This is a genomic window from Dechloromonas hankyongensis (assembly GCF_022012295.1).
Taxonomy (GTDB): Bacteria; Pseudomonadota; Gammaproteobacteria; order Burkholderiales; family Rhodocyclaceae; genus Azonexus; species Azonexus hankyongensis.
This window is the reverse complement of record NZ_JAKLTN010000001.1, coordinates 1,289,308-1,306,116: the sequence shown is the minus strand read 5'-3', so window position 1 is coordinate 1,306,116 and position 16,809 is coordinate 1,289,308. Positions and strand designations below refer to the sequence as shown.

Annotated in this window: 18 protein-coding genes; 12 read left to right on the top strand and 6 right to left on the bottom strand. The window is 63.9% G+C overall.

Annotated features, from left to right (window positions below; genetic code table 11):
• Positions 1–32 precede the first annotated feature (32 nt).
• The 6 genes from LZ012_RS06210 to LZ012_RS06185 all read left to right on the top strand — a co-directional run bounded on the left by LZ012_RS06210 (position 33) and on the right by LZ012_RS06185 (position 4,161).
• On the top strand, positions 33–1,031 hold the full coding sequence (locus LZ012_RS06210) for a KpsF/GutQ family sugar-phosphate isomerase (protein ID WP_275708684.1): 999 nt from the start codon (positions 33–35) through the stop codon (positions 1,029–1,031).
• Positions 1,031–1,558 carry a KdsC family phosphatase gene (locus tag LZ012_RS06205; RefSeq protein ID WP_275708682.1) on the top strand — a complete coding sequence of 176 codons (528 nt, stop codon included), beginning with the start codon at positions 1,031–1,033 and terminating at the stop codon, positions 1,556–1,558. The genes LZ012_RS06210 and LZ012_RS06205 overlap by 1 nt, the downstream gene beginning before the upstream one ends.
• Positions 1,555–2,136, top strand: coding sequence for an LPS export ABC transporter periplasmic protein LptC (gene lptC, locus LZ012_RS06200; protein WP_275708680.1), 582 nt, complete (start codon positions 1,555–1,557; stop codon positions 2,134–2,136). The genes LZ012_RS06205 and lptC overlap by 4 nt, the downstream gene beginning before the upstream one ends.
• Positions 2,133–2,735, top strand: a complete 603-nt coding sequence (gene lptA / locus LZ012_RS06195; RefSeq protein ID WP_275708676.1) for a lipopolysaccharide transport periplasmic protein LptA — start codon at positions 2,133–2,135, stop codon at positions 2,733–2,735. The genes lptC and lptA overlap by 4 nt, the downstream gene beginning before the upstream one ends.
• 227 nt (positions 2,736–2,962) lie before the next feature.
• Complete coding sequence (locus LZ012_RS06190; RefSeq protein WP_275708674.1) at positions 2,963–3,511, top strand: phasin family protein; 549 nt, start codon at positions 2,963–2,965, stop codon at positions 3,509–3,511.
• Positions 3,512–3,591: 80 nt separating this feature from the next.
• Entirely contained in the window at positions 3,592–4,161 is a 570-nt protein-coding gene (locus tag LZ012_RS06185) for a phasin family protein (RefSeq protein ID WP_275708672.1), read from the top strand.
• 69 nt (positions 4,162–4,230) lie between these two features.
• On the opposite strand, the gene LZ012_RS06180 is transcribed toward LZ012_RS06185, so the two are convergent.
• Genes LZ012_RS06180 through hrpA form a run of 3 tightly spaced genes read right to left on the bottom strand, consistent with a single transcriptional unit; the run spans position 4,231 to position 9,684 of the window.
• Positions 4,231–4,995: a competence/damage-inducible protein A gene (locus LZ012_RS06180; RefSeq protein ID WP_275708670.1), complete on the bottom strand. Its 765-nt coding sequence runs from the start codon at positions 4,993–4,995 to the stop codon at positions 4,231–4,233.
• Positions 4,992–5,726 (bottom strand): EI24 domain-containing protein, encoded by a 735-nt coding sequence (locus LZ012_RS06175; protein ID WP_275708668.1) that lies wholly within the window; start codon positions 5,724–5,726, stop codon positions 4,992–4,994. Before LZ012_RS06175 ends, LZ012_RS06180 begins: the two co-directional genes overlap by 4 nt.
• A complete protein-coding gene (gene hrpA / locus LZ012_RS06170; RefSeq protein ID WP_275708666.1) occupies positions 5,719–9,684 on the bottom strand; it encodes an ATP-dependent RNA helicase HrpA in 3,966 nt (1,321 codons plus the stop codon). The genes LZ012_RS06175 and hrpA overlap by 8 nt, the downstream gene beginning before the upstream one ends.
• Positions 9,685–9,827: 143 nt before the next feature.
• Between hrpA and trhA the strand changes: the two genes are divergently transcribed.
• The 3 genes from trhA to LZ012_RS06155 are packed head-to-tail and all read left to right on the top strand — an operon-like array spanning position 9,828 to position 11,969.
• Positions 9,828–10,445 (top strand): PAQR family membrane homeostasis protein TrhA, encoded by a 618-nt coding sequence (gene trhA, locus LZ012_RS06165; protein WP_275708663.1) that lies wholly within the window; start codon positions 9,828–9,830, stop codon positions 10,443–10,445.
• 41 nt (positions 10,446–10,486) lie between these two features.
• Positions 10,487–11,107, top strand: coding sequence for a DUF1294 domain-containing protein (locus LZ012_RS06160; protein WP_275708661.1), 621 nt, complete (start codon positions 10,487–10,489; stop codon positions 11,105–11,107).
• A 19-nt stretch (positions 11,108–11,126) separates the two neighbouring features.
• The gene (locus tag LZ012_RS06155; RefSeq protein ID WP_275708659.1) at positions 11,127–11,969 is read left to right on the top strand and encodes an alpha/beta hydrolase; all 843 of its coding nucleotides are present in this window, start codon (positions 11,127–11,129) and stop codon (positions 11,967–11,969) included.
• A 13-nt stretch (positions 11,970–11,982) separates the two neighbouring features.
• Here the strand turns inward: LZ012_RS06155 and LZ012_RS06150 are convergent, their stop codons facing one another.
• On the bottom strand, positions 11,983–12,768 hold the full coding sequence (locus LZ012_RS06150) for a pentapeptide repeat-containing protein (RefSeq protein WP_275708657.1): 786 nt from the start codon (positions 12,766–12,768) through the stop codon (positions 11,983–11,985).
• Between the two features lie 99 nt (positions 12,769–12,867).
• Positions 12,868–13,119 (bottom strand): hypothetical protein, encoded by a 252-nt coding sequence (locus tag LZ012_RS06145; RefSeq protein ID WP_275708655.1) that lies wholly within the window; start codon positions 13,117–13,119, stop codon positions 12,868–12,870.
• A 213-nt stretch (positions 13,120–13,332) separates the two neighbouring features.
• On the opposite strand from LZ012_RS06145, the gene LZ012_RS06140 reads away from it, so the two are divergent.
• A complete protein-coding gene (locus LZ012_RS06140) occupies positions 13,333–13,779 on the top strand; it encodes a hypothetical protein (RefSeq protein ID WP_275708653.1) in 447 nt (148 codons plus the stop codon).
• Between the two features lie 163 nt (positions 13,780–13,942).
• Here the strand turns inward: LZ012_RS06140 and crcB are convergent, their stop codons facing one another.
• Positions 13,943–14,350, bottom strand: coding sequence for a fluoride efflux transporter CrcB (crcB, locus tag LZ012_RS06135; RefSeq protein ID WP_275708651.1), 408 nt, complete (start codon positions 14,348–14,350; stop codon positions 13,943–13,945).
• A 68-nt stretch (positions 14,351–14,418) separates the two neighbouring features.
• On the opposite strand from crcB, the gene LZ012_RS06130 reads away from it, so the two are divergent.
• On the top strand, positions 14,419–16,224 hold the full coding sequence (locus LZ012_RS06130; RefSeq protein ID WP_275708649.1) for a glutamine--tRNA ligase/YqeY domain fusion protein: 1,806 nt from the start codon (positions 14,419–14,421) through the stop codon (positions 16,222–16,224).
• The gene (locus LZ012_RS06125) at positions 16,224–16,808 is read left to right on the top strand and encodes a DUF924 family protein (RefSeq protein ID WP_275708647.1); all 585 of its coding nucleotides are present in this window, start codon (positions 16,224–16,226) and stop codon (positions 16,806–16,808) included. The genes LZ012_RS06130 and LZ012_RS06125 overlap by 1 nt, the downstream gene beginning before the upstream one ends.
• Position 16,809 lies beyond the last annotated feature (1 nt).

Genomic DNA, 16,809 nt, shown 5'->3' with positions numbered 1-16,809 from the left:
TATACTTCCCGCATCTTAACCGCAGCCCCGCCATGAACCCAAGCCTTAACGCTCATCGCTTTTCGCCGGAACGCGCTCTGGAACTCGGTCGCCAGACCCTGAACATCGAAGCGGCCGCAGTGGAGGCCCTGCAAGGGCGACTCGATGGCGATTTCTCCCGCGCCGTCGAGCTGATCCTCAATTGCCACGGCCGTCTGATCGTCAGCGGCATGGGCAAATCCGGGCACATCGCGCGCAAGATTGCGGCAACCATGGCAAGTACCGGCACCCCGGCCTATTTCGTCCATCCGGCCGAAGCCAGCCATGGCGACCTGGGCATGATCACCCGCGACGACGTGCTGCTCGCCCTGTCCAATTCCGGCGAATCGGGCGAATTGCTCAGCATCCTGCCGGCACTGAAGCGCCAGGGCGCCCGCATCATCGCGATGACCGGCGTGCCGACCTCTACGCTGGCGCGCGAAGCCGACATCCATCTCGATGCCGGCGTCGCTCAGGAAGCCTGCCCGCACAACCTGGCGCCGACAGCCAGCACTACCGCCGCGCTAGCACTGGGCGATGCCCTGGCCGTTGCGCTGCTCGACGCCCGCGGCTTCGGCCCCGAGGATTTCGCCCGCTCGCACCCCGGCGGCTCGCTTGGTCGCCGCCTGCTCACCCACGTCCGCGACGTGATGCGCGCCGACGACCGCGTACCCGCCGTGGCACCGACTGCCAGCATCACCGACGCCATCATCGCCATGTCGCGCGGCGGCCTCGGCCTGGTGGCGATCACCGATCCGGCCAACACAGTGCTCGGCATCTTCACCGACGGCGACCTGCGCCGTGCCTTCGAAAAGCGCATCGACCTGCAGCAAGGCGACATCGCCACGGTCATGCACCCCAATCCGCGCACTATCGGTCCCGACCGCCTCGCCGTCGAAGCCGTGGAAATGATGGAACGCCTGCGCATCAACGCCCTGCTCGTCGTCGATGCCGACAACCACCTGATCGGCGCCCTCAACATGCACGATCTATTCACCGCCAAGGTCATCTGATGGACGCCCAAACCCGCGCCACCCGTATCAAGCTCATCGCCTTCGACATCGACGGGGTGATGACCGACGGCGGCCTGCACTATTCCGACGACGGCCACGAATTCAAGACCTTCAACGTCCAGGACGGCCTTGGCATCGTGCTGCTCAAACGCGTCGGCATCGAGGTCGCCATCATCACCGGGCGCAATTCCGGCGTCGTTTCCCACCGCGCCGCCGATCTCGGCGTCACGCACGTCTATCAGGGCGTCGGCAACAAGCGGGACGTCGCCGCCAAGCTGCTCGACAAGCTGGGCCTGGACTGGTCGGAACTCGCCTTCATGGGCGACGATCTGATCGATCTGCCAGCCATGGCGCACGCCGGACTCACCATTGCGCCGGCCAACGCCCGGCCCATCGTCAAGGAACGCGTCCATACCATCACCGCAGCGGCCGGCGGCCAGGGGGCCGTGCGCGAAGCCATCGAATTCATTCTCGCCGCTCAGGGCAAGCTCGAAGAAGCCTTCGCGCCCTACCTCGACCCGCAATGAAGCACTGGCCCAGCCAACTCTTCCCCATCATTATCCTGTCCGTGCTGGCCACGCTGACTTTCTGGCTGCAAAGCGCCACCGAGCCGGGTAATGACAAGCACGACGGCAAGTTCCGCCACGATCCGGACGGCATTGCCGAAAACTTCATTGTCCGCCGCTTTGATGAAACCGGACACGTCAAGTATCGGCTGACCGGCCCCTACATGGTCCACTACGCGGACGACGACTCGTCCGAACTCAAGTCGCCCGTGCTGATCAGCTATCGCCCGGACGCGCCGCAAATCCGCGTCACGTCCAATTTCGCCAAGATCACGTCCAAAGGCGAAGTCGCCTACCTGTGGGACGATGTCCGCATCACCCGGGCAGCCACTGTCGACCACCCCGAGCTGCTGGCCCGCACGCCGGACCTGACGGTACAGACCGATGCCGGCTTCGCCTTCACCAACAGCCCGGTGGAAATCACGCAAGGTCAATCCTGGATCACCGGTGTGGGTGCCGAGATTGACAACAACAAATCGACCTTCGTTCTGCAATCGCAGGTCAAAGGGCAATACATTCGATCGAAAACAACGCCATGACCGTTCGCCTTGTCACGCTCACCCTCTGCCTGCTGGCCTCGCTTCCCGTCTACGCTGAAAAAGCTGACAGAGACAAACCCATGCTGCTCGAGGCAGCCAAGGTTTCCATCGACGACGCCAAGAAAATCCAGATTCTCGAAGGCGACGTCGTCATCACCAAGGGCACCATGATCCTCAAGGCCGACCGCGTCATCATCACCGAAGACCGCTATGGCTTTCAGAAAGGTACGGCCTTCAGCGGCAAGAACGGCCTCGCCCGCTTCCGTCAGAAACGCGAAGGCAAGGACGAATACGTCGACGGCGAAGCCGAGCGCATCGAATACAACACCAATACCGAGATTGCCGAACTGTTCCACCGCGCCTGGGTCAAGAGCGGCGACGACCAGGTCAAGGGCGACTACATCTGGTACGACGCGGTCAATGAAAAATACCTGGTCACCGCCGGCGAATCCCGCGATCCGAATGCCGCACCGCCACGCGTTCGCGCCGTCATCCAGCCAAAGAACAAGGAAACCGAGCCAGAGCGTCCGGCTACCCGTGGCGAACGCCTGCAGCTCAAGGGTTCTGGCGGCATCTCGACCCAACCCGCACAACCGTAGTGCATCGCGCTGGGGCAGCCTGACGAAAAATATCTTACCGCCCCAGCGAAAATACAACAAGTTACTGATTTTTATTGATAATTAAATTTTTGTGCACTGCACAAAAGATTGTTGACAAGCGAACAATCATCCCTATAATAAAGTCCATGCTGCAGCGCAACATCATCACGATGGAAGGGCTGCCAGGAACTCGTAATTCGGCATGACTTTTTATTAGGAGAAACCCCATGTTCACGACCCCCGAGCAATTCGCCGCCGCCAACAAGGCCACCGTCGACTCCCTGCTGTCCCTGGCCAACACCGCCCTGGCTTCCGCCGAGCGCATCGCCGCCCTGAACCTGAACACCGCCCGTTCCGTGATCGAAGACTCCGTCTCTGGCGCCAAGGCCCTGATGGCCGCCAAGGACGTTCAGGAAGCCCTGTCCATCCAGGCTTCGCTGGCCCAGCCGAATGTCGAAAAGGCCGTTGCCTACTCGCGCAGCGTCTACGAAATCTCCGCCCAGACCCAGGAAGAACTGGCCAAGATGGCTGAAGTCCAGTTCGGCGACTTCCAGAAGACCGTTGCCGGCCTGCTGGACAAGGCTGCCAAGTCCGCTCCGGCCGGTTCCGACGTTGCCGTCGCTGCGGTCAAGAGCGCCATCGCCGCCGCCAACTCCGCCTTCGACAACATGAACAAGGCTGCCAAGCAAGTTGCCGAAATCACCGAAGCCAACGTCGCTGCCGCCACCAACGCCACCGTCAAGGCCGTCGGCGCTGCTGCCAAGGGCAAGAAGTAATCAGGTTTTAAAGTAAAGCCCCCGCTTCGGCGGGGGTTTGTCGTTTCATCCGCACCACCAAACTAAAACTGGAGAAGATGATGAGCAACCCGAATTTCGAACAACTGACCGCCGCCCAAAAGGCCAACGCCGAAGTCATGATGGCCCTGATGCGTACCGCCTTCGACGGCGTCGAGCGTCTGACCGCCCTCAACATGGCCGCTTCCCGTGAGTTCTTCAACAACACGGTTGCCAATGCACAGCAACTGCTGTCGGCCAAGGACGTCAACGCCGTCGCCAAGCTGAACTCCGAACTGGCCCAGCCGAACATCGACAAGATGGTCAGCTACTCGCGCAGCGTCTATGACCTGGTTTCCGAAATGCAGAAGGAAATCACCTCGGTCATGGAAGCCCAGTACAGCACCTTCGCCAAGAACGCCGAATCCGCTGTTGCCAAGGCCAAGGCCTCCGCACCGGTCGGTGGCGACGTTTTCGCCGCCACGATGCAGTCCATGCTCGGCGCCTCGACCAAGGCTTTCGACCAGATGACCTCGATGGCCAAGCAGCTGTCCGACATCACCGAAGCCAACCTGCAAGCAGCCAGCACCGCCGTTGCCGCTCCGGCCAAGAAGAGCGCGACCGCCGCTGCCGCCAAGAAAGTCGCCAAGTAATCCGGCGATCCCGGCCCATAAAAAACCCGCGACTTTCGCGGGTTTTTTTACGTCCTCATTTCGCTCCGACTACGGCCGCCACTCCCAGTGGATGTCGCGCCTGTCGATCTCGACGCGGATTTCCTCCATCGCCCGATCGACCAGTTCGGGGGCACCTTCGACGCCGAGTTCCAGATGCCGGCGCTCCTTGCCGACCAGCGAGGGCAGCGAGAACAGACGCAGGCTCGGATAGTCGGCGACGATGCGCTCCATCAGGTCGAGCAATGCACTTTCGTAGGCGTTCGGCCCAGTGAGCAGAAAAGCCTTTTCAACGCTGTCCGCCACCGGCTGAAATTCGTCCCGGTAGAAGGTATCGAGCGCCCATTCGATCATCGGGTGCGCCATTTGCGGAAAACCGGGCACGAAGTAATGGTCCTTGGCCATGAAGCCGGCAATCCGGTTGAACGGATTGGGAACCATCCGCACGCCGGCCGGGAAGGTGACCAGCAGCTTGCGCTGGTCGCTGATTTCCTCGCCGGCGAAGCGGATCTTCAGTTCCTCGAAGGCCTCGGGGTGCAGTTCCAACCCAACGCCAAGCGCCGCTGCCACCGCCTGCCGGGTGTGGTCGTCCGGCGTGTTGCCGATGCCACCGCAGGAAAACACCACGTCGCCGTCCGCCATCGTCCGCTTGAAGGTTTCAGCCAGGCGCTGGCGATCGTCGCCCAGGTATTCGACCCAACTGAGGCGCAGGCCGCGGGCGGCGAGCAGTTCGGCGATCTTTGCGAAGTGCTTGTCCTGGCGTTTCCCCGACAGGATTTCATCGCCGATGATCACGGCGCCAAAGGTGCGACTCATATGCGTTCTCCCTCGATGGTGACGACGGCGCCGCCACGCGAGCGGCGCAGCGCTTCCAGCCCGTAATGGACGAAGGCCAGTGCGGCTAACGCCGGCACCAGCAGGCCGACAAGCGGCACATGGGCGAGCAAGGCCATGGTCAGGCCGAGCATGAACAGGGGCGTCTTATTCTGCTGGCGAATTTCCGCCCATTCAGCCGCGGTGGCGTGCATCGACAAGGCGTCGTAGGCGAACGTCCGACGATTCAGCCAGCCCATCAGCAACAGAGGCACGAGCAGCGAAAAGCCGGGAATGAGCCAGAGCGGAATGGTGGCGACCCAGCCGATGACGAAAATCGCCGCGGCCAGCAGGCTATTGAGCGCTGCCGCGACAAAACTGTCCTTGCCCATCGCCGCCACGTCGCGATATTCGATAGTCGCTAGGTGATTCAACATCAGCGGCATGATGACGATGGCGGCGAGCAGCGAGGCAGTCATGTAGGCCACCGCGAATATCGCCAGCCAGCCGCCCATATAAGCCAGGAGGTGAGCCAGCCAGACCAGCCCCCAGCCGACAAGCAGGGTCATCGGCGGATAGTCCATCAGGTGCTGGACGACGGCGCCGAGCACCCAGATCGCCAGGCCGATGCTAAGCAGCAGCGAGAACAGGGCCGGCGTCAGGACGTAGAGCCAGACCTTGCCGTCCTTCAGGTTGGCGAAGGTCCGCGCCAAGGCGAGCATCACGTCAGCCATTCTTGATCCCTTCCCATTGCTTCTGCAGGCGCTTGGTAGACACCGGCACCGGCGTACGCAGTTCCTGCGCATACAGACCGACGCGTAGTTCTTCCAGCAGCCAGCGGAATTGCTCAATCTGCGGATCGACCGTCCCCATCTTGGCCAGTTGGATGGCGCGCCGTTCGTAATTGGTCCACAGCGGGCCGTATTCGGCCATCAGGGACGCATCGCGGCCCGGATTGGCCTTCAGCTTGTCGAGGCGAACGACAATGGCTTTGAGGTAGCGCGGGTAGTGCTGCAGGCGCTCGAACGGCGTATCGACCACGAAGTTCTTGCCGAGCAGGCGCTTCAGTTGCGCCTCGATGTCGGCAACCACCGCTGCCTGCGCCTTGAAAGCCGGCAGCTTCTTGCTGACCGCCTGCCACTCGGTCAGCACGGTGCCGACCAGGCGGCAAACCTCCTGCATGATCAGCCCGAGCCGCGCCTTGGCCTCAGCGCAGCGGGCCTTGAATGCTTCCGGCGTGGTCGGCAGCGGTTCGGTCAGGCAGGCGCGCTCGAACGTCAGGGCCACGATCTGCCGCTTCAATTCGTCGGTGGTGCCCAGCGCCATGTACTGCATGCCCATCTGGGTCAGGCCGGGGACGTTCTTGTCGAAGTACTTCACCTGCTCCTTGAACTGCAGCATGAACAGCCGGGCCAGGCCCTTGAGGTGCGTCTCGGCGGCTTCCTCGGCCGAGTCGAAGACTTTCAGGCTGACCGTTTCGCCGTCGTCGACCAGCGCCGGGTAGCCGATCACCGTTTGCTTGCCAACCGGGACTTCCATCAACTCCGGCAGCTCGCCGAAGGTCCAGTCGGTCAGTTGCGTATATTCGGACGGTGTTTCGTGCAGCTCGGCGAATTCCTCCTTGGCCTCCTTGCCCCATTCGCCGCGCAAGGCAACCAGACTGCGGTTCATATCGAGTTGCCGGCCGTGCTCGTCGATCAGCTTGTAGTTCATCGAGAAATGCGGCGGTAGCGCGTCGGGGCGGAAGGCATCTGGCGTCACTGCCCAGCCGCGAGCATTCAGGCCGCGCGCTTCGAGGATGTAGTCGATCAGCGGCGGGATCAGCCCGGCGTTCATCTTCTTGTCGTTGCCGGCCGTGGCGGCGATGAACTCGTCGACGAATTCCGGCACTGGCACCAGCTTGGCGCGGATCTTCTGCGGCAGTGTCTTGATCAGCTGGACCAGTTTTTCCTTCAACAGGCCGGGTACCAGCCATTCCATGCGCGCTGCCGGAATCTGGTTGAGCTGAGCCAGCGGCAGGGTCAGCGTCACGCCGTCCTTCGGCGAGCCGGGCTCGAAGTGGTAGCTCAGCGCGTAATCCACGCCGCCGACCTTGAGGTGATGCGGGAAGGCCTCGGTCGTCACGCCGGCCGCCGAGTGGCGCATCAGGTCGTCCTTGGCGAGGAACAGCAGCTTGGGATTTTCCTGCTCGGCGCTCTTGCGCCAATGGTCGAAGGTGGCGCCGTTGTGAATGTCGGCCGGGATCAGGTGGTCATAGAAGGCGTAGATCAGCTCGTCATCGACCAGCACGTCCTGCCGGCGCTGTTTATGCTCGATCTTCTCGATGTCGCGGATCTGCTTCTGGTTGTGCTGGAAGAAGGGCCAGCGTTTGGCGAAACTCTCGTCGATTTCCTCGGCGACCAGGCCCTGGCGGATGAAAATCTCGCGCGCTTCGGCCGGCGCCAGCGGGCCGTAGTGGATGCGCCGCTTCGGGTTGATCACGATGCCGTAGAGCGTCGTGCGCTCCCAGCCGGCGACCTGCATGGCCTTCTTTTCCCAGTGCGGATCGAAGTACTGGCGCTTGATAAGGTGAGCACCCACTTTCTCGATCCAGCCATCTTCGATGCGCGCCACGCAGCGGCCGAACAGGCGCGTCGTCTCGGTGATCTCGGCCGCCATGATCCACTTGCCGGCCTTCTTCTGCAGCGGCGACGAGGGGTGGATCAGGTAGCGGATGCCGCGCGCGCCGAGGTAGTAGCCCGATTCATCCGACTTGCAGCCGATGTTGCCGAGCAGCCCCGACAGCAGGGCTTGGTGGATGGCCTCGTAGGTGCCGGGGATGTCGTTTTCCTTCCAGCCCAGCTCGGTGACCATGGCGTGCACCTGGCCATGCACCTCGCGCCATTCGCGCAGGCGCAGGTAGGAGAGGAAATGGGCGTGGCAGGTATCGACCAGTGATTTGTTCGATTTCTTGTGGTCGACGGCATTCCTGAACCAGGCCCACAGTTTGACCCAGCCGAGGAATTCCGATTTCTCGTCGGCAAATTGCTTGTGCTTCTCGTCAGCGGCCTGCTGGCGCTCCTGCGGACGTTCGCGCGGGTCTTGCGTGGACAGCCCGGCGGCGATGACCAGCACTTCAGAGAGGCAGCCCAAATCGCGGGCTGCAACCAGCATGCGGCCGATGCGCGGGTCGAGCGGCAGCCTGGCCAGCGCATCGCCAACCTTGGTCAGGCGATTCTCGTCATCCAACGCACCAAGTTCCTGCAGCAGCGCGTAGCCGTCATTGATCGCCTTCCCCGGCGGCGGCTCGATGAAGGGGAAAGTCTCGACATCGGTCAGGCGCAGCGACTTCATGCGCAGGATGACGCCGGCCAGTGAGGAACGCAGGATTTCCGGATCGGTGAACGGCGCCCGGGCGTTGAAATCGGCTTCGTCGTAAAGGCGCACGCAGACGCCGGCCGCCACCCGGCCGCAGCGACCGGCGCGCTGGCGTGCCGCCGCCTGCGAAATCGGCTCGACCTGCAACTGCTCGACCTTGTTGCGGTAGGAATAGCGCTTGACCCGGGCCAGTCCGGTGTCTATCACGTAGCGGATGCCCGGGACGGTCAGCGAGGTTTCGGCGACGTTGGTGGCCAGCACGATGCGCCGCTGGCCGCCCGAGGGCTTGAAGATGCGGTCCTGATCAGAAGCCGACAGGCGGGAGAACAGCGGCAGGATTTCCGGGGCGTGGGCGGTGCTCAGCCCCGGCCGGGCTAGCGCGTGCTTCCTCAGCGCCTCCGCCGCCTCGCGGATTTCCCGCTCGCCGGGCAGGAAGACCAGGATGTCGCCGGCACCGAGGCGCGACAGTTCGTCAGCGGCGTCCACAATGGCGTCGTAGAGGTCGCGTTCGTCGTCCTTCTTGTCGAGGTCCGCGACCGGCCGATAACGCACTTCGACCGGGTAGAGCCGGCCGGACACCTCGATCACCGGCGCCGGCTTTTCGCCCATGGCGAAATGCTGCGCGAAGCGCTCGGCATCGATGGTCGCCGAGGTGATGATCAGCTTGAGGTCCGGCCGCTTGGGCAGCAACTGCTTCAGGTAGCCGAGCAGAAAGTCGATGTTCAGGCTGCGCTCGTGCGCCTCGTCGATAATGATCGCCTCGTAGGCGTTCAGATAGGGATCAGACTGCGACTCGGCGAGCAGGATGCCGTCAGTCATCAGCTTGACCCAGCTTTCCGGCGTGCTCTTGTCGTGGAAGCGAATCTTGACGCCGACCCCGGCGCCGACCTGGGTCTTCAGTTCATGCGCCAGGCGCGTCGCCACCGAGCGGGCGGCCAGCCGGCGCGGCTGGGTGTGGCCGATCAGGCCGCGGGCACCGATGCCGAGATCGAGGCAGATTTTCGGCAACTGTGTCGTCTTGCCCGAGCCAGTCTCGCCGCAGACGATGACCACCTGGTTTTTCGCGATCAACTCGGCAATGTCGGCCCGCCGTTCATTGACCGGCAGATCGCCCTGAAATTCCGGCTTGGGCAGCTTGCCGCGCCGCTCGGCAACGGCCGCTTTCGAGCGTTCACGCAGGGCGGCGAATTCGGTCTGCGCCCGTTCGCGCTTGTCTCCGGCCGCCTGGCGCAGGTCGCGGGCCAGCGCCCGGAGCTTGCGGGCATCGGAAGTCAGGGTGTCGAGAAGGGTATCGTCGCGCCGCGATTGGGCGCCGTGCTGTCTTGCCTGGGTCATGGGCCGGGATTATCGCATTCCGGGTCCGGTTTGCCGTCGGCACCGCGGGCTTGCAGGCTAAACCACGACAGGCGAACGCGGCTCGCCCGGCATGGTCGAAACGGTTCGTAAACCGTTGCGATCCAAACCTCGGGAATCCAGCCATGTATTACGGAGAACGCTTCAATGCCTGGACACATCTGGTCGGCGCCCTGTTCGCGCTGACCGGTGCAGTCTGGCTGGTGACACTGGCGGCGGCCAGCGGCGATGGCTGGAAAGTATTCAGCATGTCGGTGTATGGCGCGACGCTGGTCCTCCTCTACAGCATCTCGACGATCTATCACAGCGTGCGCGGGAGGATCAAACGGGTATTGCGCAAGCTGGACCACCTGTCGATCTACCTGCTGATTGCCGGCAGCTATACGCCCTTTTGCCTGATCAGCCTGCGCGGCGCATGGGGCTGGTGGCTGTTCGGCATCGTCTGGTCGCTGGCGGCCATCGGCATGCTGCAGGAGATCAAGCCTCGCTCCGAGGCGCGCGTCCTGTCGCTGGTCATTTACGCGATCATGGGCTGGATCGTCCTGGTGGCGATCAACCCCCTGCTCGCCAGTCTCGGGCTGGCGGGCTTCTGGTGGCTGGCAGCGGGCGGCATCGCCTACACCGCGGGGATCGTTTTCTTCGCCTTCGACGGGAAATTCCGCCACTGGCACGGCATCTGGCACCTGTTCGTGATTGCCGGCAGCCTGGCCCATTTCATCGCCATCCTGTTCTACGTTGTCTGAATCGGCGAAAATGCCAGCCGACTACGCCGGCAAGGACATCGATGCGCCACCAGGGACGAATCACCCAATGGAAGGATGAGCAGGGCTACGGCTTCATCACCCCTAACGGTGGCGGTGAAGGCGTTTTCCTGCATATCAAGGCTTTCCGGGGCCGCCGGGAACGCCCCGTCGGCGACGAGATCGTCACCTACGAGCTGGCCCGCGATCCGAAAGGGCGGCTCCAAGCAGCAGCCGTCGAATTCGTGCGCGGCACGGGCAGACGAAACGCCAGGCCTGCCGACGGCCCGAGTTCGTGGCCTACGCTCGCCAGCGGCCTGTTCATCGCCTTCCTGATCGCCGCCGCGCTGGCCGGCAAGCTGCCGCTGCCCGTACTCGGGCTGTATGCCGGCGCCAGCGGGGTCGCCTTCATCGCCTACTGGATGGACAAGAGCGCGGCGCGCGCCGGCCGCTGGCGCACCCCGGAAAGCACATTGCACCTGCTCTCCCTGATCGGCGGCTGGCCGGGCGCCCTGCTGGCCCAACGGCGCTTGCGCCACAAGTCGGCCAAACTGTCGTTCCAGATCGCCTTCTGGGCCACCGCACTGCTCAACTGCGGTGCGCTGGGTCTGCTCCTGAACCCGACCGGCGTCCGTGCCCTGCGCTCGGCACTGGCCATCGCCTAAAGTACCCCGAGAAAGATCCATGTCCCTGCCCCGCCTGAGCGTCACCCTCCTCCTGCTCGGAGCATTCACCGCGGCGAATGCCGACATGCCGCCGACGCTGGGCAATGTGCCCTACGGCCCGGCGCCGGAACAGCGTTTCGACCTGTACGCCCCGCAGAACGGGGATGCGCCGCTGATCGTGATGGTGCATGGTGGCGGCTGGCGCCGCGGCGACAAGGAAATGGGGCGCGTCGTAGACAACAAGGTGGCCCGCTGGCTGCCGCGCGGCATTGCCTTCGCCAGCATCAATTACCGCATGCAACCGACGGCCGCCCCGCTCGAACAGGCCCGCGACGTGGCACGCGCCCTGGCCGCAGTGCAACGGGATGGCGGCAAACTCGGCATCGACCGCGACAACATCGTATTGATGGGACATTCGGCCGGCGCCCACCTGATCGCCCTGCTCGCCGCCCGCCCGGACCTGGTGAACGAAGCCGGCGCCAGGCCGTGGCGCGGCACGGTACTGCTCGACAGCGGCGCCCTCGACGTACCTGCCATCATGAATGCTCGCCACCTGCCGCTCTACGACCGCGCCTTTGGCAGCAACCCGGCCGACTGGCTGGCCGCTTCGCCCTACCAACAACTGCGCGCAATCAGCGCTCCCATCCTGGCTGTCTGCTCAAGCCGCCGCGCCAACGCCTGCCCGCAAGCCGGGAACTTTGTCGCCAAGGCACAGGGGCTGGGCACCCGGGCCACCGTGCTGCCGCTGGACAAGACGCATGCCGAAATCAACGCGCAACTCGGCGACGACGCAGCCTACACGGCCGAAGTGGAACGCCACCTGGGCAACTGGTCAGCCGCCTTCGCCCAAAGCCTGCGTTAGCGCCTCAAGGGAGTCAGGGCTTGGCCGAACCGGTAAAGACCTCGGCCAGGGCCTCGGTCAGCGAAGCCGGGCGGTTGAACGTCTTGTCGAAACTGGCATTCCACACGTCGGCATGGGCGAAGTCCGCGCCCTGCAGGTCCGCACGGGAGAAATCGGCGAAACGCAGCGTAGCGCCCGCCAGACGGGTTCCTTTGAGCCGGGCCCCGGACAAGTCGGCGTTGTCGGCCGCCGCCCCAGTCAGGTCGGCCCCCGACAGATCCGTCCCCACCAACTTGGCGCCGATCATGACCCCGCGGAAAGCGTAACAGTCCTTGATCGAACCGCCTGACAGGTCGATGCCCTCCATCAGGATGTCTTTCAGATAGGCACGGCTGAAGTCGGCGCCACGCGCCGAGGTATCGATCAGGTTGGCGCCAAACAGATAGGCTCCCGACAGGTCGGCCTCCTGCAGATCGGCCCGGTCAAATATGGCGTGGAAGAGATCGGCGTTTTTCAGTTTGGCTTTGACCAGCCGGGCGCCCTGGAAGCGTGCCCACTTGGCGTTGGCGCCGGATAGATCGGCACCGGAGAGGTCGGCGCGCTGCAGATCGGTGTTCTCCAGCTTGGCGCCGACCAGACGCACGCCGCGCAAGTCCTTGCCGGCCAGGGATTGGCGCGAGTAATCGCAACCGGACAGATCGGCATTGGGGCGCAGCATGGCGCAATCCCCCGCCACGGCGCTGCCGGCCATCGCCCATCCCAAACCCGCCAACACCAGCCACCCTGGTTGCGCCATATCGACCTCCCTGCGGTTCGGCACGCTGCTCGCCAAGCGAATTCATTATGCCTTTATAAGTAGGCGGCGCCGGCGTAAATGCAATGGGCTGGTAGAAACCTACTGGGGCCGAGCTGCTGCGGCTTAGTGCTTGGCGCCCATCCACTGGGCGTTCTTGCCATCGCCGGTTTTTTCACAGACGACGGCGACGCCGGAAATGGCGGTCTGGGTTCCGACAGCCATGAACTTGCCGGCATCGCCGTTCCAGCACTGTGGGGCTTTCGGCTCGGATGCAGCAGCGGGTGCCGGGGCAGCCGGCTGGGTGGGGGTCGGCGCCTGGCTGGCACAGGCGGTGAGGCCAAGGGCGACGGCGGCAGTGGCGAGAAAGTTGCGCATGGAGTCTCCAGATGCATGGTTTAAGGTGAGGCCGGAATTTTCTTGCATGGATGTTTCCGTTTCGTTGCAGCCCGGCCGGAACTGTTTACCTTGGCGGCGGCCTAAGTTCTGACCGGCGGACATGCGGCACGAAAGCTGCCCTGAGCCGCCGGTTTGGTGTGATTTTTCCGGGCAATACCGCTACAGCGCGGCTTTTCCGAAGAGGATCAAGGTATGCCATCGATCAGGGAACAGGCCATCGAGACCATGCGCCGGGATCACGAACACCTGCTGCAATTGATCGACCGCATCCAGTCCATGTGCGACCAGCGCGATCGGCTGGATAACTGCAATGACTGCCATGCCAGCCAGCGCGGTATTTGCAGCGGCAATATCGAACAAACGATCCGGGCCTTTGTCGAAACGACGCTGAAACACAACGTGATCGAATTGATGTTCATGGAAGGCATCGTCCCGGCGGCGCACCGCATCGCGCACAACCAGGCGCATATGGCGATCGCCGAGCAATTGAAGGAAATTCGCGTGGTGTTTGCCAAGGACGGTAACGGGATTCATGCCATCGAAGGCATCGAACGGGTTCGCGAAACCCTGTTCGCCCATTTTCAGGAGCACGACCGGCAGCTCGAGGACTACCTCGGGGCGGCCGTCGCCGGTGCCTGACGGCAGTCGGCCCTTACTCTGCCCCTACCCTAGCGCACGGCGTATTGCTCCAGCGACGTGTTCTGTTGCCCGGATAAAGGGAGTCCCGTAGCGCCGTGCTCCGGTAATGCAAACGCTCAATCGGCGAGGGAAACAGGGTTTGCGCCGGCAGCGCCTTGGCGGCTCAGCCCCAGATGCGGGTAGCGCCGACCGTCAGCAAACCCAGATAAGTAGCCACCAGCGAGCCGGCCAGGTGCACCACAGCCAGGCCGATGGCCCAGCCCGGCTGGGCAGCGAGCAGGCGCTCGACGACTTCCGCCGAAAAGGTCGAAAAGGTGGTCAGGCCGCCCAGAAAACCGGTAATGGCGAACAGTTTCCAGGCCAGCGGAAAATGCGTGTTGAGGTGAAAAACGCCCACCGCGACGCCGACCAGATAACCGCCGAGCAGGTTGGCCGCCAGCGTACCGAGCGGCACGGCGATGAACAACGGATTGAGCGTCAGCCCGAGCAGCCAGCGCGTCCACGCACCAAGGGCGGCGCCGAAGCCGACGGCCAGGAAATTAAGCGCGGAGAGCTGGTGCAGGAAGGACATCCCCGAATTCTACTGTCTGAAGCGCCTCGGGCGGGTAAAATAACGCGCTTAATCAAAGAGGTTTTCCCGTGAGCAGCCCCAACCAGCCCGCCAACACCCCGGCCCCCGCCGCCAATTTCATCAAGAACATCGTCGAGGCGGATCTCGCCGCCGGCAAGCACGCCCAGCGCCACTGGGCTGGCCATCCGGGCACGGCCGCCGACCACGCCGCCGCGCCGCTGGATGCCGCGAAGATCCGCACCCGCTTCCCGCCCGAGCCGAACGGTTATCTGCACTTCGGCCATGCCAAGTCCATCCTGCTCAATTTCGGCCTCGCCCAAGCTTACGGCGGCCGCTGCCACCTGCGCTTCGACGACACCAACCCGGAGAAGGAAGAGCAGGAATATGTCGATTCCATCATCGACGCCGTCAAGTGGCTCGGCTGCTCGTGGGAGCAAGCCGGTGAAACCAACCTCTACCAGGCTTCCAACTACTTCGACTGGATGGCCCAGTTCGCCGAGTACCTGATTTCGGCCGGGCATGCCTACGTCGACAGCCAGAGCGCCGACGAAATGCGCGCCAATCGCGGCACGCTGACCCAGCCGGGCAAGGACTCGCCCTTCCGCACCCGCAGCGCCGCCGAGAGCATGGACCTCTTCAAGCGCATGCAGGCCGGCGAATTCCCGGACGGCGCCCACATCCTGCGCGCCAAGATCGACATGGCTTCGCCCAACATCAACCTGCGCGACCCGGCCATCTACCGCATCCGCCACGCCACCCACCACAATACCGGCGACAAGTGGTGCGTCTATCCGATGTACACCTTCGCCCATCCCATCGAGGATGCGCTGGAGAACATCACGCACTCGATTTGCACCCTGGAATTCGAAGACCAGCGCCCGTTCTACGACTGGCTGCTCGAACGCCTGGCCGAGGGCGGCCTGCTGCAGCGCCCGCTGCCACAGCAGATCGAGTTCTCGCGCCTCAACCTGACCTACGTTGTGCTCTCCAAGCGCAAGCTGATCCAGCTGGTCGACGAAAAGCATGTCGAAGGCTGGGACGACCCGCGCCTGCCGACCCTGGTCGGCGCCCGTCGTCGCGGCTATTCGGCGGATGGCTTCAGGCTGTTCATGGACCGCGTCGGTGTCACCAAGAACGATTCGCTGATCGACTACGTGCTGTTCGAGGACGCCATGCGCGAAGTGATGAACGAATCCGACCAGCGCCGCGTTGCCGTACTCGATCCGCTCAAGCTGATCATCGACAACTACCCCGAAAGCCAGTTCGAGGACTGCGCGGTGACCAACCACCCGCTGCACCCGGAACTCGGCACGCGCACCATGCCTTTCGGCCGCGAACTGTGGATCGAGGCCGAGGACTTCCAGGAAGTGCCTGAGAAGGGTTTCCGCCGCCTGTTCCCGGGCAACAAGGCGCGCCTGAAGTACGGCTACATTGTCGAATGCACCGGCTGCGACAAGGACGAAAACGGCAAGGTCGTCGCCGTGCACTGCACCTACCTGCCCGACACCAAGTCCGGTACGCCGGGCGCCGACAGCGTCAAGGTCAAGGGCAACCTGCACTGGGTCTCGGTGGCGCACGCCTATCCGGCCGAAGTCCGCCTCTACGACCGCCTGTTCAGCGTGCCCGCCCCTGGCGCCCGGCGCGAAGGCGATGCGCCGGAACTGGAGCGCAATTTCCTCGACGACCTCAACCCGGCCTCGAAGACCCTCATCACCGCCCAGCTCGAGCCCAGCCTGAAGGACGCCCTGCCCGAGCAGCGCTTCCAGTTCGAGCGCCACGGCTACTTCGCGGCCGACCGCGTCGATTCCAAGGCCGGCGCCCCGGTCTTCAACCGCGCCGTGACCCTCAAGGATTCGTGGGGCAAGGCCGGCTAATGCACGGCAGCACGGCGGCTGACGTTCTCGCCTTCTGGTTCGGCCGCCCGGACGAGCCCGGCTATGGCCAGCCGCGCAGCGAGTGGTTCCGCAAGGACGCCAGCTTCGACGAGACGATCCGCCAGCGCTTCCTGCCCGCCGTCGAGGCAGCGCTGGCCGGCCGGCTCGATGCCTGGACGGCCGACGCCGACGGCACGCTGGCCCTGCTCATCCTGCTCGATCAGTTTCCGCGCAACCTGTTTCGCAACGAGGCCCTTGCCTTTGCTGGTGACGCGGCTGCCCGCCGCCTGGCCGAACTGGCCGTCGCCCAAGGCTGGGACCGGGGCATGACGGCCGTCCAGCGGGTCTTCCTCTACCTTCCCTTCGAGCATAGCGAGGCGCTGGTCGACCAGGAACGCTCACTTTCGCTGTTCGCGGCGCTGGCTGCCGAACACCCCGGCAATGACGGCTTCCTCGATTATGCCCAGCGTCACCATGCGGTGATCGCCCGTTTCGGCCGTTTCCCGCACCGCAACGCGGCGCTCGGCCGCAGTTCGACGGCGGAAGAAACCGACTACCTGGCGCAACCGGGCGCCGGCTTCTGAG